Origin of the sequence: Nocardia sp. BMG111209, assembly GCF_000381925.1 — a bacterium.
Classification (GTDB): Bacteria; Actinomycetota; Actinomycetes; order Mycobacteriales; family Mycobacteriaceae; genus Nocardia.
Genome location: NZ_KB907308.1, coordinates 725,714 through 740,881 on the forward strand (window position 1 = coordinate 725,714; position 15,168 = coordinate 740,881).

Sequence of the window (15,168 nt, forward strand, 5' to 3'; positions counted from 1 at the left end):
GAACCTAGGCCACCGTGGACAATTCCCGCGGACTCAGCGCCGCCTCGCGCAGGCCCGCGAGCGTGCGCGACAGCAGGCGCGAGACCTGCATCTGCGAAACCCCGATCTCGCGGGCGATCTCGGCCTGGGTCTTGCCGTGGCCGTAGCGCATGATCAGGATGCGGCGCTCGCGTTCGGGCAGGGCCGCCAGCAGCGGGCCCGCGGTCAGCGTCTCCTCGACCAGGGCGAACCCGTTGTCCTCCACCGCCAGTCGTTCCAGCTGCGAGACGGGCCGGTCGCCCTCGTCGTTCCCGCCCGAATCGGTGTCCAGGGAGTCGGTGGTGTAGCAGTTGCTCGCGATCAGCGCCTGGGTGACCTCACCGGGCTCGATACCGAGTTCGTCGGCCAGCTGCTGCGCGGTGGGCGAATGCCCGAGTCGCTGGGACAGCTCCGGAACCACGGTGGACAACCGCTGCTGGATCTCCTTGATCCGCCGCGGCACCCGCACCGCCCAGGTGCTGTCGCGGAAGTACCGCCGCACCTCACCCATGATGGTCGGCACCGCGAACGACAGGAACGGCGCGCCGTTGCTCGGATCGAACCGGTCGACGGCCAGGATGACGCCGACCGCGGCGATCTGGGCGAGGTCGTCGAAGTCGACGCCGCGTCCGCTGTACCGGCGGGCGATGTGCTCACCCAGCGGCAGGCACTTCGCGATGATCTCCGAGCGCAGGCGGTCGCGCTCGACCCCGTCGGCCGGCAGATCCGCCAGCCGCTGCAGCCAGGGCTCGATATCGTCGTATGAATCGCCCTTGCTCTTGGCAGCGACTGCCGTTCCGGACCGAGCCGCGTATCCACTTGACATATTCAATCCTCACTTATGGGATCCGTAGATTCCGTGTATTCGTTCGTTACCCAGTCCCCCGGAGCCGAATCGTCCAGTGTGACGAGCGACACAGATCAACTCCTCGGGCATCGACGTCCCGCCGTGATCCGTTCGACAGCCGATCGCGCCCGGCGGTGCGCGTTTCGGCGGGACCACGCGGGGCACCCGACTCTCGGAAGGCGCGACCCACCACGAAGGAGCAACTTTCGATGACCTCACCCTCGGCGACCGATCGGTCTCCCGCCCCGAATCGTCCGGACCGGCCCGACGCGATCCTCGACAAGCTCGACTGGCCCGGCCTGTTGCTGCTGTTGCTCGGCGTCGCCACGCTCGGGTGGACCGTCACCGGGGGCGCCGGACCGCGCGTCCTGGGCGGTTCCGTCGCCACCGCGGTCGCGCTGGTGGCGGGATTCGGCTGGATGGTCGCCGAGTATGCCCGGGTCCGTACCGAACGAGGAGGCCGATCGTGAACCGTGCCCGTACCGGAGCCGCCGCGGCGGCCGTGCTCGCCGTGACCACCCTGCTGCTCGGCGGGTGCGACAAGGCGAAGGAGGCGGTCAACAAGGGCGGCGATACGCCCTGCTCCGAGTTCACCGCGCAGGATCAGGACAAACAGCGCGTGACCGTCCGCAAATACCTCCAGAACGACACCAAGGTCACCGAGACGCCCTCCCCCGACACCGTCGACGGAGCCATCGGCGCGATCACCCTGATGTGCCGCGCGCAGGCCAATCCGGACACCCCGATCCGCAACGCCGATCTGTCCGGCATCCTGATCCCCAAGAAATAGCGTCCGCAATCGGCATCATCGGCCGAAAACGGGAGGTCCAGGGACGTTCGCTGCGCGTGCGACACAACATCGGATACGATCTGACTGCCCCGTGGTCCAGAAACCGGCCGCGGGGCAGTACTTTGCGCTGTGCGCATCGCGGGTGATGGGAGTCCATGCGTTGCCGAAACCGGCAAACCGCGAGCCGGTGTCCGTCGGACGCCGTCCGCGCGACGGGATCCGCCGCCACCGGTTCCGGTCGTGGTGATGCCCGTGTGGCCTGACGCCAGGGACGACATCGGCAGCACGGTGGCCGCGACGACACCCGCACACTCCGATGTCCTGCTGATCGAGGACGATCCCGCCGACGCCCTGCTCGTCGAGGCGCTGGTCGAGGACGGCGCCCTGGGTATCCGGCTGGACTGGGTCCGATCGGTCTCCGAGGCGGTCGACTACCTGCGCGAGCGAACCCCCGACTGTGTGCTGCTGGACCTGAATCTGCCCGACGCGCAGGGCCTGGAGGCCCTGGGGCAGGTGCGGACCGTCTCGGATACCGCCGTCGTGGTCCTCACCGGCCTGGACGAGAAGCTCATCGGCCTGGCCGCGATGGCGGCCGGCGCTCAGGACTATCTGGTCAAGGGCCGGGTCGAACCCGATCTGTTCAGCCGCGCGGTCCGCTACGCCATCCAGCGCAAACAGGCCGAACGCACCAGCGTGGCACTGCAGGCCAGTCAGCTGCGGGCCGAGGAGAACGCACGCCTGGAACGCGGCCTGCTGCCCACCCCGCTGCTGCGGCCCGGCGGCGCGGTCGAGGTCGTCCCCCGCTATCGGCCCGGACGCGCGCACGCCCTGCTCGGAGGCGACTTCTACGACGTGGTCGAGGAGCAGGACGGCACGGTGCACGCGGTGATCGGCGACGTGTCCGGGCACGGCCCGGACGCCGCCGCCACCGGCGTGGCGCTGCGACTGGCGTGGCGTACGTTGGTTCTCAGTGGCGTCACGGGTACTCGTCAGTTGCGGCTGATGGAGAAGGTGCTGCTGGCGGAACGCTCCGACCGGCAGACCTTCGCCACGGCGACCATGCTCACCCTGTCCCCGGCCGAACACACCGCCCGGGTGTTGCGGGCGGGCCATCCGGGCGCGCTGATGCACTCGGCCGCGGGCTGGGACTGGGTCGAGGTGCCGGGCGGACCGGCACTCGGATTCGGCATCGGCTCCGGCCACGAGCTGACCTGGCCCGAGACCGTCCTCGACCTCCCGGAGGACGCGGCGTTGACCCTGTTCACCGACGGATTGTTCGAAGGCTTCGTCAACGAGCGCCGGGACCGGCTCGGCGAGGACGGCCTGCTCGCGCTGGCCCGTTCCGTCGGAGCCACGGAACCCGACGAGTTCCTGGACACGCTGATCGATCGGGTCGAGGGCCTCGCGGCCCCGGCCGGAGGACTCGACGACGACGTCGCGCTCCTCTATCTCTACTGGCGACAACACCGGACGGCACCATGACCGCAGACGTACCACGTAATCCGCGCAATCCGGCCGGCCGGCTCACCACCAGCGCCTGGTTCCAGGCGGTGCTGGGCGCGATGATTCTCGTGGTCGTCGTGGGGGCAGTGCTGGGCGAACGGGTGATCTCGAGCACCTCGAGCGCCACCGATCAGCTGCTCGACCGCTCGCTGCCCGCCCAGCGGGAGGCGCTGCAGTTCCAATCGGCGCTGCTCAACCAGGAGACCGGCGTCCGCGGCTTCGTGATCACCGGCCAGCAGCAGTTCCTGGACCCGTACAACCAGGGCGTGGCCGCCGAACGCGAGTCGGCGCAGCACCTGCGGCAGCTGTTGTCCGGCGACCGGCAGCTGCTCGCCGATCTGGACGAGATCGAACAGTCCGTCGGGCGCTGGCGCACCGCGTATGTCCAGCCCCTGATCACCACCCCGGCGGCGGCCCGCACCCAGGGCGATACCGACGCGCTCCAGGGCAAACGGAATTTCGACACCATCCGCGCCCTGTTCGATCGGCAGAACGGCCACCTGGCCGATTCGGTCGCCGCCGACACCGCCGATCTGCGGCATTCCCGCAGCGTGCGCGACGGCATCCTGCTGGGCCTGCTGGTGCTCTACCTGGCGACCGGATTCATCCTGCTCACGCTGGTCCGGCGGCTGGTCGTGCGGCCGCTGGCGGGTCTCACGGCCGCGTCGCGGCGGGTCGCGGCCGGCGACTTCACCTCCCATATCGACGCGCACGGCCCGGCCGATATCGCCGCGGTCGCCGTCGCGGTGGAGGAGATGCGCCGCCGCATCGTCGCGGAACTGGACTCGGCCCGCGTCCAGGAGACCCGGCTCGAGGAGCAGAAGACCTCGCTGCACTCGCAGGCCGTCGAATTGCGCCGCTCCAACGCCGAATTGGAGCAGTTCGCCTACGTCGCCTCGCACGATCTGCAGGAACCGCTGCGCAAGGTGGCCTCGTTCTGCCAGCTGCTGGAGAAGCGCTACGGCGACAAACTCGACGACCGGGCCACCCAATACATCACCTACGCGGTCGACGGCGCCAAACGGATGCAGGTGCTGATCAACGATCTGCTGTCCTTCTCCCGCGTGGGCCGGATGGCCGACGACACCGTGCCGGTGGAGCTGGCCCAGCCGCTCGGCCGCGCCCTGACCAACCTCGCGACGGCGATCGACGACAGCGGCGCGCGGGTCGGCCTGCCGGACGATCTGCCGCGGATCGAGGGCGTGCCGGTACTGCTGACGATGTTGTGGCAGAACCTGATCGGCAACGCGCTCAAGTTCCGCGCCCCCAACCGCGTCCCGGAGATCCGCATCACCGCCGCACCCGCCGAGGACGAACCCGGCTGGCGATTCACGGTGGAGGACAACGGGATCGGCATCGAACCGCAGTTCGTCGAGAAGGTTTTCGTGATCTTCCAGCGGCTGCACAATCGCGACGAATACGGCGGCACCGGGATCGGCCTGGCCATGGCGAAGAAGATCGTCGAACATCACGGCGGCCGGATCTGGATCGACACCGAGTACACCACCGGCACCCGCATCTGCTTCACCCTGGTCGGATCGACGCCGGCGCCCGAGCACGAGAGCAGTGCCGCTCTCCCCGACGACACCGAAGGACCGCGCTCATGATCAATTCCGCCCGTCCGATCGATATCCTCCTGGTCGAGGACGATCCCGCCGACGAGTTGATGACCCGGGAAGCCTTCCAGGACAACAAGATCGGCAACACGCTGCACGTCTGCACGGACGGCGCGGAGGCCCTCGAGTTCCTGTATCGGCAGGGCCCCTACGCGGACGCCGCCCGCCCGGATCTGATCCTGCTCGATCTGAATCTGCCGAAATACGACGGCCGGGACGTGCTGGCCCGGATCAAGGCGGATCCCGACCTGGCCTCCATCCCGGTGGTGGTGCTCACCACGTCGGCGGCCGAGGAGGACATCCTGCGCAGCTACGCGCTGCACGCCAACGCGTACGTCACCAAGCCGGTCGATCTGGACCAGTTCGTGGCGGCGATCAAGCAGATCGACGACTTCTTCGTCCAGGTGGTGCGGCTGCCGCCGCGCCGGTGACCGTCGCCCGGCACGCGGGCCACGGTCCTCCGGACGGTCGCATCGCGGGCCTCAGGCCCCGGCGGCCAGCGCCTGCTGCAGGGAGTCGAACAAAGCCAGGACCTTGTCCAGCCCGGTCACCTCGAGCGGGCGGCGCACCTGCGGCGACACCACCACGCGCAACTGCCCGGCGTCCGCGTTCGCGGTCTTCAGCTTCTCGGAAGCGGCCAGCAGCACGCTCAGTCCCACCGAACCCATGAAGTCGACCCCGGAGAGGTCGACGATCGGTGCGGTGACATCCGCTCCGACCGCCTCGAGCGCAGCGCTCAACTGCGGTGCGGAGGTGATGTCGATCTCCCCCTCGGCCGCCACCACGACGGTGTCACCCTCGTGGTGCTGCGACACGGTCAGCAGTTGCGAAACTCCGCCGTCGCTCACGGTCACTTCCTCCTCTGTCGTTCCCGGCCGTCTTGCCGTTCGATCCTCACCGATCCGGCATTCGCCCGGGATCGGCTTACCCGTTCTCGCGCGGTCGAATCACCGACTCGGCCCCCGTTTTCGGCCGCATAACCCGGCACCACAAGGGTATGTCTCCGAAAGTGCAGAGGTTTCCGAAACTCGGGCAGAGAGGACAGTGCAGGATGCCAACTGCGCACACGCGATCGGTGGAATCCCCGGCTCCCCTTCGGCTCACCTTTCCCGCGCTGGCATCCGCACTCGCTCCGTTGCGCCGTACGTTGCGACAGTGGCTGACCCAAGCGGGTCTCGATGCCGACCGCATCGCAGATATCGTACTGGCCGTGACCGAGGCGTGCACCAATGCCGTGGAACATGCCTACGGCCCGGAACCCGGCACGATCCGGGTCGACGGCGACCTGCTCGACGACGAACTGCGCATCGTGATCGTCGACGGCGGCCACTGGAAGACCACCGCCGACGCCGCGGACAACTACCGCGGCCGCGGCCTCGCGATCATGCGCGCGGTGGTCCCCGACACCTCGATCTCGACCAGTCCCACCGGCACCACCGTCGAACTCCGCTCGCACCGCTGAAGGCGCCGCGCCGGGGCTGCGCGTGCTGCCTGCCGGGCCACTCATGGCACGCGACGCCGACCCACGGCGATCATCGGATTTCGGACCCGCCGCGCACCGGCGCGGAAGGTTCAGAAGTCGTCCACATCGCGTTGCCGTCCGAAGCGCACGGTGACCGGATATCCGCCCAGCGCCGGGTCGTACGGCTCGCAGCCGGCCTCCAGCCAGTCGGTCAGTGCGGCGACGATGTGCCGGCCGAAGCTGTCGTCCTCCAGGGCCGCCTCCGTACGCGACACCAGCGACACCCGCACCTCGACCCCGCGCGCGTCGTAGCGCAGCTCGAATTCGAGTTCGCGGCCCGCATCGGCGGACAGCATCAGCGCCGTCGCGACCTCGTCCAGCGCGACCCGGACATCGGTCACCACGTCGAGCGTGAAATCCGCGGTGAGCAGGACGGTCTCGGCGACGGCCCGCAGCATCGCCAGCTGCGACACCACCGCCGGCACCCGTACCCGGAATTCGCCGAGATACGTCGGCCCACTGCCATCGGGACGACTCGGCCCGCCGCCGTCGATATGCGTCGGCCCGCTCCCGGAACCCCCGGCGGGCATCTCCGCCGTACTGTCGTGTTCCGCCCCGTCACCCACCGGACCGACGCTGCGCAGCCGGCCTCGGCCGGCGCCGCCACGTCGCGGTGACCTCCGCGTGTTGTCCACCACCCGATCACAACCTGTTCTGTCCGTCCCGTTTCCCCGAGACGTACCCATCGGGTATCCAGGAAAACGGCCACGGGCTGCGAAATCCGCTCGACGACATGATCGAGTCCGATCGTACGGTTACCATCCGGCACCGGTATGACCGGGCCGCCCCGCCGCCGGGGCACCGGCCCGTCTCCGGCGGCGAGCCGCCGCCGGCCGTCCCGGTCAGCTGATCGCGGCCGTATCGGGCACGATCGCCCGGGTCGGGCCGCTGCCGACCGCGGTGGCGTGCGCGTCGATATCGGGCACCTCCGCGCCCCGCATGGCCTGTTCGCACCGGCGCGCCAGCTCGTGCCGATCGGCGCCGGGCTGCTCCACCGGCAGCAGTGTGACCTCCGCCACAACCCCCTTGGACAGCAGCACGCGCCGGGCCGAATCCAGGAAGGTGTCGTCGCCGACGAACCCGGGAACGGTGGTGAGCTCACCGGTGGCGTCCACATAGCGCATCCGGACCGGCTGCACCGGCGTACCGGTGTCGACCGCGGACTGGAACAGCGCCGGACGCAGCGAACCGTGCGCGCGACCGCACCAGGTGGTGCCCTCCGGGAACATGCAGACCCGCTCGCCGGCGGCCAGCCGCTCCGACATCACCGCGATCACCTCGGGCAGCTGCCGCAGCCGCTCCCGATGGATCGGGATGACCCGCATGATCCGGGCCAGGCCGCCGAGCATCGGCCATTCGATCAGATCGCCGCGGGCGACGAATCCCATCGGATCCACCGCCGCCAGCGCCACCACATCGGTCCAGCCGACATGGGCGGACACCACGAGCAGTCCCTGCCGATCCCGGGACCGCCGGCCCCGGCGACCGGCGGGCGTCGCGGACGCGCCGCGCAGATCGACGACCCGCAGCCGAATTCCACAGGCGCGCAACAGAAGTCGCGCACTGCGGCGGTGCAGGCGCGCCCGCAGCGGCCGCGGGGTCACCAGATTCACCGCCGGGAACCCGGCCAGCAGCCCGGCGACGGCGGCGATCCGCGCCACCATCCGGAGCCGACCGGCCTGCGGGCGGACATCCACGCAGCTGGGGACGCACGGGCTGACCGGCATCCAGGCGTGCACCGGCGCGGCCGGCGGGCAGGTGAGCCCGGGGGTGCCGGGAGACATCAAGGCGGGCATGGCGTTTCCGTCCGTCCTCAGTACCGGGTCTAGCGGCCGTCGAAGTTGTTCGCGGCCGACTGCAACCGCTCCAGGTAGCGGCGGTTGATGGTGTCCAGGCCCAGCAGCACCACGAAATCGGCGACGCCGAAATCGGGATCGTGCGCGGGTTCGCCGCAGATCCAGGCGCCGAGCCGGAGATATCCGCGCAGCAGCGGCGGCAGCTTCGGCCGGGCCGGCGGCGTCAGTTCGTCGAGGGTGCGGCCGTCGACGACCACCGGATTGTGGGGGCGGGCCCACCGCGCCGGATCGGCGGCGTGCTTGGCCAGGACCAGATCCCGCACGCCGCGCACGTTCGCGCCGATCGGATCGGCCGGGCTCTCCTGCATGGGCACCGATGCGCAACCCATCACCCAGTCGTAGCCGGTGAGCTGGATGTAGTGCAGGATGCCCGCCCACATCAGCGTCACCACGGATCCGTTGCGATGGTCGGGCACCACGCAGGCGCGGCCCATCTCGACGATCCGCTGTCCCGTGGGATCCATCGCGGTGAGGTCGAATTCGGTTGCCGTGTAATAACCTCCGGCCGCGGCGACCTTGTCCGGCGGCAACATCCGGTAGCAGCCGACGAACTCCTCGGTGGCGTTGTCGCGCACCAGCAGATGGTCGCAGTGCTCGTCGAACCGATCGGCGTCGAGCCCGTCGGCGCTCTCGGGGATGTCGAATCCGGGCTCGCCCTTGAACACTCGATACCGCAGCCCCTGCGCGGCCCGCCGATGCTCGAGATCGGACGATACGACCAGGGAGTACTGTGAGCGTTCCGTACCCGGTTCCGCCGGTCGCGGCGCTGCGGGCGATGACGGCGAGAGCAGGCTGGGATATGACACTGCCGGTGTTGTCATGTCCTGATGAAGCCAGCCCGAATCGGCCCCGGGGCAACCTGTGAGTGTCGTCCCGATGCCAGTCCGGTGAACGAGACAGCGGTCACACGCGACGTTCACCCGCATGATGCGCGGCGTTCGCCCATCGGCCGGAACGGACGCGATCCTGGCCCGTCCCGCGTGCGGACGGGCCCGGTCGATCAGGCGTTCTCGCGAGCGAAGCTGCGGGCGCCGAGCACGATCAGCAGCACCGCGACCGCCACCGTGAGACCGGTGCCGAGATACACCTCACCCGTCGCGAACTCACCGCGGAACAACGCCCGCGCGGCCTCCACGGTGTGCTCGAACGGGTTGATGTCCGCGACGATCCGCAACCAGCGCGGCGCCAGGCTCATCGGCAGCAGGATGCCCGACAACAACATGATCGGGACCGTGAGGCTGTTCAGCACCGAGGCGAGGGTGTCCTCGGACCGGGCCCACAGCGCCAGCGCGTAGGAGCCCGAGGCCAGCCCGGCCGCCATGACCGCGATCAGCAGCACCGAGGCCACCAGCCCGACCGGATCGGGCCGCAACGAGAAGGCCACCATCGCCACCAGGACCAGCACCAGCGCCTGCACGATCAGCACCACCATGTCCTTGAGCACCCGGCCGACCAGCAGCGCCGCCCGGCTCGCGGGCGTGACCCGCTGCCGCTCGATCACCCCGGCGCGCAACTCCTGCACCATCACGAATCCGGCGAACATGGAACCGAACAGCCCGACCTGGATCACCAGCGCCGGGGTGAGCACCTTCCACGGATCCGCACCCGGGCCCAGTTGCGGCGCGATCGTCTTCACCAGCGGCCCGAACAGGACCAGATACAGCACCGGCTGGGAGAGCCCGATGATCACCCACACCGGATTGCGCAGCTGGGTGCGCAACTGCGACCAGAAGATCAGGCCGGTCTCGCGCAGGAAATTCACGATGCCTCCCGCAGGGATCGCCCGGTGACGGTCAGGAACACGTCGTCGAGACTGGGTCGTTTGACGGTGAGCGAGCTCGGGCTGATGCCCGCCTCGTCCAGGGCGCGCAGCAGCGGCACCACGGCCGCGTCGCCGCGGTCGACGGTGAGGTGGACCAGGCCGTCGGCGTGCAGCCGGGAGCGCAGTTCCAGGACCGTCCCGGCGACGCGCAGCACCTCCTCGGCCCGGTCGTCGGCGACGACGAGGCTGATCACGTCACCGGCGATGCGCTGTTTGAGCTCGTCGGGCGTGCCGGCGACCACGATCTCGCCGTGGTCCATCACCAGGATGCGGTCGCAGAGCGCGTCCGCCTCCTCGAGGTAGTGGGTGGTGAGCACGATCGTGGTGCCCTCGTCGCGCAGCCGGCGGATGTGGTCCCACAGATTGGCCCGGCTCTGCGGATCGAGTCCGGTACTGGGCTCGTCGAGATAGATCAGGCCGGGGCGGTGCACCAGGCCGAGGGCGATGTCGACCCGGCGCCGCTGGCCGCCGGACAGTTCCCGGCAGCGCCGCCGGCTCAGCCCGGCCAGGTCCAGCCCGGCCAGCAGCTCCGCCGCGTGGCGGGCCGCCGCGGCCTTGCCGAGGCCGAAAAGCCTTGCCTGGAGCATCAATTCGTCGATGACGAGTTGTTCGTCACCGGTCGCCCCGCCCTGGGCGACATATCCGATGCGGGAGCGCACCGACCGCGCGTCGGTGCGCAGATCCGCGCCGGCGACGGTGGCCTCGCCCGCGGTGGGCGCGAGCAGGGTGGCGATCATCCGCAGGGTGGTGGTCTTGCCGGCCCCGTTCGGGCCGAGCAGGCCGAGGATCTCGCCCTCGTACACCTCGAAGTCGATACCGGTGACCGCGTCCACGGGTCCGGTCTTGGTGGTGAAGGTTCGTGCCAGCCCGCGTGCCCGGATCACCGGGGCGCGGGTGCGGCCACGAACAGCCGTCGATTCCATGTCCCCACGGTAGGAACCGGGGGACCGATAGTCAAGCTTTACTATTCAGGCTTGATCACTACTCCGCGGCGGGGCCCTCCCGCTCGGACGCCGGACGGATCGCCCCCGGCCAGACGTCGAGTTCGCCGCTCTCGATGCGCTCGAGCGTCCGCCGGGACCAGTTCAGATCGGCGCGCAGGTGATCGGCGGACAGCCGGATGGCGTCGGCGACATGATGCGGCGCCATCTCGACCGGATCGCCGCTGCCGGCCAGGATGCGCTGCTCCTCCCGTTCCAGGAAGGCGAGTTCACCCTCGAATTTCATGATCCGGCTGCGCAGTGCGGCGATCACCTCGTCGCGTTCGGCATGCGGGAACAGCGAGACCGCCGCGTAGTACGGATGCTTCGGCTGATCCGCCGACCACAGCGCCTCGCGCAGCATCCCGTCGAACTCCTTCGCCCCCTCGGCGGTGAGCCGGAAGGTGGTGCGCTCCGGGCGATTACGGGCCTGGCCGACCCCGTCGACGGCGATCAGCCCGTCGCGTTGCAGGGTGTTGAGCGCTCCGTAGACCGAGCCGGGTTTGATGTTGGCCCATTCGTCGGCGTGCCAGGACAGCAGCTCACGCCGGACGTCGTATCCGTGTACCGGCTGCAGCAGCCGGACCACGGACAACACCAGCATGCGGGTCGTCGGAACAGCCATCTCCGCAGGTTAACCCACGGCCGGCCGACCCGGGTGCGGGCACCGGTCAGCCCGCCGAGGGCAGGCTCTCGCCCTGGACCAGTTCGATGTCGAGGTCGATCTTCACCGTGGTGCCCACGACCGCGACGCCGACGCGCACCATGGCGTTGTAGTCCATGGCGAAATCCTCACGGTGCAGCAGGGTTTCGGCGTGGAAGGCGGCGCGGGTGCCGCCGTACAGGTCCGGGCCGCAACCGCCGTAGGTGAGGTCGAGTTCGACCGGCCGCCGCCGGCCGTGCAGATCGAGTTCGCCCGCCATCACCCAGGTTTCGCTGCCGGTGCGGCGTAAACCGTTGCCGCTGAACGAGATCAGCGGGTGGTGTTCCACGTCGAGGAAGTCCGCGGACCGCATGTGGTCGTCGCGCATGCGCACCCCGGTGTCGATGCTCGCGGCCTTGATCTCGGCGTATCCCGTGGAGTGCTCGAAGGTTTCGGCGATGTCGAGCCGGCCGCCGACCTCCGCGAACCGCCCCCGGATACTCGCGATGCCCATGTGCCGCGCGGTCGCGACCACGGTGGAGTGTTCCGGATCGATCGTCCACGGGCCCGGCGGCGGCAGCGCGATCGCGGTCGCCTCCGGGACCAGCCGCAGTTCGCCGAGTACCCCGCCGCCGTCGGCGCCGATGCGGGCGATACGGGCCTCGGGCTGATATCCGGGCGCGGTGACCACCGCGGTGTGCATCCCCGGCGGCAGCGGCCCGGTGGCCGCCACGCCGGAGGCGTCGGCGACGGCGCGGACCAGCTGGCGGCCCTCGAGATCGGTGACGGTCAGTACCGCGTCCGGGATCGGCCAGCCGTTGGGGGTGCGAATCTGCACATCGAGACCGGTCACTGCATATCCTCCGTCTGGTCGTAACCCAGTCGTACGTTGTGGTCGATTTCGCCCGACGCCAGCGTCACCCGCGTGGTCACGGGCGGATAGCCCCGCGCGACCACGCGATAACTGCCCTCGGACAGGTCGGGTACCAGGTAGCGGCCGTCCGCGTCGGTGCGGGCGCTGCCCACCGTCGCACCCGACTCGTCGAGCACGCTCACCCGGGCGTCCGGTACCGGCCGCCCGTCGGCCGAGACCTCGCCGGTGAGCACGGCCAGCGAGGCCAGCTCGATGTCGTACTGCAGTACCCCGGTATCGGGCACGGTCAGGGTGGCCGCGGCGGGCCGCAGCCGCCGGGCGACCGCGACCAGGGTGTAGACCCCGGTCACCATGCCCTGATAGGAGTATCCGCCGTCCGGCCCGCTGAGCGTCGCCCCGATCACCTCACCGCGCATATCGGTCAGGGTCACGGTGGCGCCGGACACCGGCTCGCCGTCCCCGGCGCGGCGCACCACCCCGGACAGCTCGCCCGCGCCGTGCAGGGTGACCTCCACCTGCAACCGGCCGTCGTCGACGGTCAGATTCAGCGCGGTCGGCTGATACCCGTTGGCCGAGACGATCAGCACATAGTTACCCGGTGCGGGCCGCTGGAGGCCGAAGACGCCGCCGCGATCGCCGCGGGCCCGCGAAACCTGATGTCCGCGTTGATCTATCAGCGTGAGCACCGCGCCCGCGATCGGGGCGCCGTCGGCGCGCTGCACCCGGCCGCCGAGATCGCCGCCGGTCCCGGTGGGCGGCGCGGCCGGCAGCATCGCCACCGCCGCCGCCGGATCGGCGACCGGCCGGTGCGCGGCGCCGGCGAATCCGTTGCCGCCGGCCAGCGCCGCCTTCAGGCCGCTGCTCAGCGCGGCGTACCGCTCCTGTTCCGACGCGGCCGCGGCATCGGCGGCGAGGATCGGCTCGGGTTCGGAGATCGCCTGCGCGGCACCGAGATAGACCTGGTCCTCGGCCCACTCGGGGTCGTCGGCCGGGGTCGGCTCGACCGGCTTCGCCACGGGGTCCAGCAACGGGATCTCCTTCATGAACAGCAGCACCACGCACGCCAGCAGTGCCACGCCCGCCGTCGAGTACAGCACGACGTGCAGCGAATCGGTGAAACCGACCAGGATGGGATCGCGCACCGCGGCCGGCAGCGCCGCGATCACCGACGTATTCGCCTGTATGTCACCGAGTTTCGCGGTGTCGAAACCGTCCGGCAGCATCCCGCCGAAGGCCGCGAGGATCCGGTGCGGCAACTGGTTGAACAGGATGGTCAGGAATACCGCGACACCCAGCGTGCCGCCCACCTGCCGGAAGAACGTGGAGGAGGCGGTCGAGACGCCCATGTCCGACCGGGGTCCGGCGTTCTGCGCGGCGATGGTGAGCGTCTGCATACAGCCACCCAGCCCGATACCCAGCAGCACGGCGATCAGCAGCGGCTCCCACAGCGGACTGTCGTAGGCCACCTGCGCGTACAGCACCGCCCCGGCCGAGATGGCGGCCGTCCCGACGATCGGCAGGATCTTGTACCGGCCGGTCCGGCGCACCACCTGGCCGCTGGTCAGCGAGCCCACCACGATGCCCGCCACCATCGGCAGCATCAGCAGGCCCGCCTTGGTCGGCGAGAAACCGCGCACCACTTGCAGATACAGCGGCACCATACTGAGCGAGCCGAACATCGCGACGCCGACGATGAAGCCGCCCACGATGGTCAGGGTGAAGGTGCCGTTGCGGAACAGCCGCAACGGGATCAGCGCCGCGTCCCGCATCAGCGCCTCGGCGATCAGGAACAGCACCAGCCCGGCCGCGCCGATCCCGAAGCACAGCAACGCCTTCGGCGAGGCCCAGCCCCAGGCGCGGCCCTGTTCGGCCACGATCAGCAGCGGCACCACGCAGATCGTCAGCGCCACCGCGCCGTACCAGTCCACCCGGATCGCCCGGCGCTGATGCGTGAGGTTCAGCACCCGGGCGACCACGATCAGGGCCAGGATGCCGACCGGGACGTTGACCAGGAACACCCAGCGCCAGCCGTCGATCCCCCAGAGCTGGTCGTAGCCGGAGAACAACCCGCCCAGCACCGGCCCCAGCACCGTCGAACCGCCGAAGACCATCATGAAATAGCCCTGGTACCGGGCTCGTTCCCGGGCGGGCACGATATCGCCGATGATGGTGAGCACCAACGACATCAGGCCGCCGGCGCCGAGTCCCTGGAAGGCCCGGTACCCGGCCAGCTCGTACATCGAGCCGGCGAAGGTACAGGCCGCCGAACCGGCCACGAAGATCGTGATCGCCGCGAGGAACAACGGCTTGCGCCCGTAGATGTCGGCGAGTTTGCCGTACAGCGGGGTGCTGATCGTCGAGGTGATCAGATAGGCGGTGGTGGCCCAGGCCTGCTGGTCGAAACCGTGCAGGCTGTTCGCGATTCGCACGATCGCGACGCTGACGATGTTCTGATCCAGTGCGGCGAGGAACATGCCCAGCAGCAGCCCGGAGAGAATGGTCAGGATCTGGCGATGCGACAACGCCGGGGGCGCGCTCGCCGCCGAGGTGTCGATACTCGATGTCGTCATGAAAGTTGATGCCCTGTTCGGTACGGCTGCGCCGTGGTCGTCTCCACGCTGCTGATCAAACGGCCGAGCGGATCGGCCCGGCATGGCGGCATCCCGAGGGCGGGTCGTTCCGTCGACTATTTACTTA

General features: G+C 69.8%; 16 protein-coding genes. 6 read left to right on the top strand and 10 right to left on the bottom strand.

The window, feature by feature from the left end:
• Nucleotides 1-4 precede the first annotated feature (4 nt).
• Nucleotides 5-844 (bottom strand): SigB/SigF/SigG family RNA polymerase sigma factor, encoded by an 840-nt coding sequence (locus tag G361_RS0126900; protein WP_019930227.1) that lies wholly within the window; start codon nt 842-844, stop codon nt 5-7.
• A gap of 230 nt (nt 845-1,074) precedes the next feature.
• Between G361_RS0126900 and G361_RS45035 the strand changes: the two genes are divergently transcribed.
• The 5 genes from G361_RS45035 (at nt 1,075) to G361_RS0126925 (ending at nt 5,205) form a co-directional block, all read left to right on the top strand.
• Entirely contained in the window at nt 1,075-1,335 is a 261-nt protein-coding gene (locus tag G361_RS45035) for a hypothetical protein (protein ID WP_019930228.1), read from the top strand.
• On the top strand, nt 1,332-1,655 hold the full coding sequence (locus G361_RS0126910) for a hypothetical protein (RefSeq protein ID WP_019930229.1): 324 nt from the start codon (nt 1,332-1,334) through the stop codon (nt 1,653-1,655). The genes G361_RS45035 and G361_RS0126910 overlap by 4 nt, the downstream gene beginning before the upstream one ends.
• Nucleotides 1,656-1,901: 246 nt before the next feature.
• Nucleotides 1,902-3,137, top strand: coding sequence for a PP2C family protein-serine/threonine phosphatase (locus G361_RS0126915; protein ID WP_019930230.1), 1,236 nt, complete (start codon nt 1,902-1,904; stop codon nt 3,135-3,137).
• Nucleotides 3,134-4,765: a CHASE3 domain-containing protein gene (locus tag G361_RS0126920; protein ID WP_019930231.1), complete on the top strand. Its 1,632-nt coding sequence runs from the start codon at nt 3,134-3,136 to the stop codon at nt 4,763-4,765. The genes G361_RS0126915 and G361_RS0126920 overlap by 4 nt, the downstream gene beginning before the upstream one ends.
• On the top strand, nt 4,762-5,205 hold the full coding sequence (locus G361_RS0126925; protein WP_019930232.1) for a response regulator: 444 nt from the start codon (nt 4,762-4,764) through the stop codon (nt 5,203-5,205). Before G361_RS0126920 ends, G361_RS0126925 begins: the two co-directional genes overlap by 4 nt.
• Nucleotides 5,206-5,256: 51 nt before the next feature.
• Here the strand turns inward: G361_RS0126925 and G361_RS0126930 are convergent, their stop codons facing one another.
• Entirely contained in the window at nt 5,257-5,622 is a 366-nt protein-coding gene (locus G361_RS0126930; RefSeq protein ID WP_081635673.1) for an STAS domain-containing protein, read from the bottom strand.
• Nucleotides 5,623-5,825: 203 nt separating this feature from the next.
• Between G361_RS0126930 and G361_RS0126935 the strand changes: the two genes are divergently transcribed.
• Complete coding sequence (locus G361_RS0126935; protein ID WP_026343563.1) at nt 5,826-6,236, top strand: ATP-binding protein; 411 nt, start codon at nt 5,826-5,828, stop codon at nt 6,234-6,236.
• A gap of 110 nt (nt 6,237-6,346) precedes the next feature.
• Here G361_RS0126935 and G361_RS45040 read toward each other — a convergent pair whose 3' ends face one another.
• From G361_RS45040 to G361_RS0126975, 8 genes are all read right to left on the bottom strand, one after another.
• Entirely contained in the window at nt 6,347-6,862 is a 516-nt protein-coding gene (locus tag G361_RS45040) for a hypothetical protein (protein ID WP_019930235.1), read from the bottom strand.
• A gap of 276 nt (nt 6,863-7,138) precedes the next feature.
• Entirely contained in the window at nt 7,139-8,092 is a 954-nt protein-coding gene (locus G361_RS0126945; RefSeq protein ID WP_231387104.1) for a 1-acyl-sn-glycerol-3-phosphate acyltransferase, read from the bottom strand.
• A 29-nt stretch (nt 8,093-8,121) separates the two neighbouring features.
• Nucleotides 8,122-8,973, bottom strand: a complete 852-nt coding sequence (locus G361_RS0126950; protein ID WP_026343565.1) for a GNAT family N-acyltransferase — start codon at nt 8,971-8,973, stop codon at nt 8,122-8,124.
• A gap of 179 nt (nt 8,974-9,152) precedes the next feature.
• On the bottom strand, nt 9,153-9,914 hold the full coding sequence (locus G361_RS0126955) for an ABC transporter permease (RefSeq protein ID WP_019930238.1): 762 nt from the start codon (nt 9,912-9,914) through the stop codon (nt 9,153-9,155).
• Nucleotides 9,911-10,897, bottom strand: a complete 987-nt coding sequence (locus G361_RS0126960) for an ATP-binding cassette domain-containing protein (protein WP_019930239.1) — start codon at nt 10,895-10,897, stop codon at nt 9,911-9,913. The genes G361_RS0126955 and G361_RS0126960 overlap by 4 nt, the downstream gene beginning before the upstream one ends.
• Before the next feature lie 58 nt (nt 10,898-10,955).
• Complete coding sequence (locus tag G361_RS0126965; protein WP_063711884.1) at nt 10,956-11,579, bottom strand: PadR family transcriptional regulator; 624 nt, start codon at nt 11,577-11,579, stop codon at nt 10,956-10,958.
• Nucleotides 11,580-11,625: 46 nt separating this feature from the next.
• Nucleotides 11,626-12,450, bottom strand: coding sequence for a YceI family protein (locus tag G361_RS0126970; protein ID WP_019930241.1), 825 nt, complete (start codon nt 12,448-12,450; stop codon nt 11,626-11,628).
• The gene (locus G361_RS0126975; RefSeq protein ID WP_019930242.1) at nt 12,447-15,041 is read right to left on the bottom strand and encodes an MFS transporter; all 2,595 of its coding nucleotides are present in this window, start codon (nt 15,039-15,041) and stop codon (nt 12,447-12,449) included. Before G361_RS0126975 ends, G361_RS0126970 begins: the two co-directional genes overlap by 4 nt.
• Nucleotides 15,042-15,168: the final 127 nt, after the last annotated feature.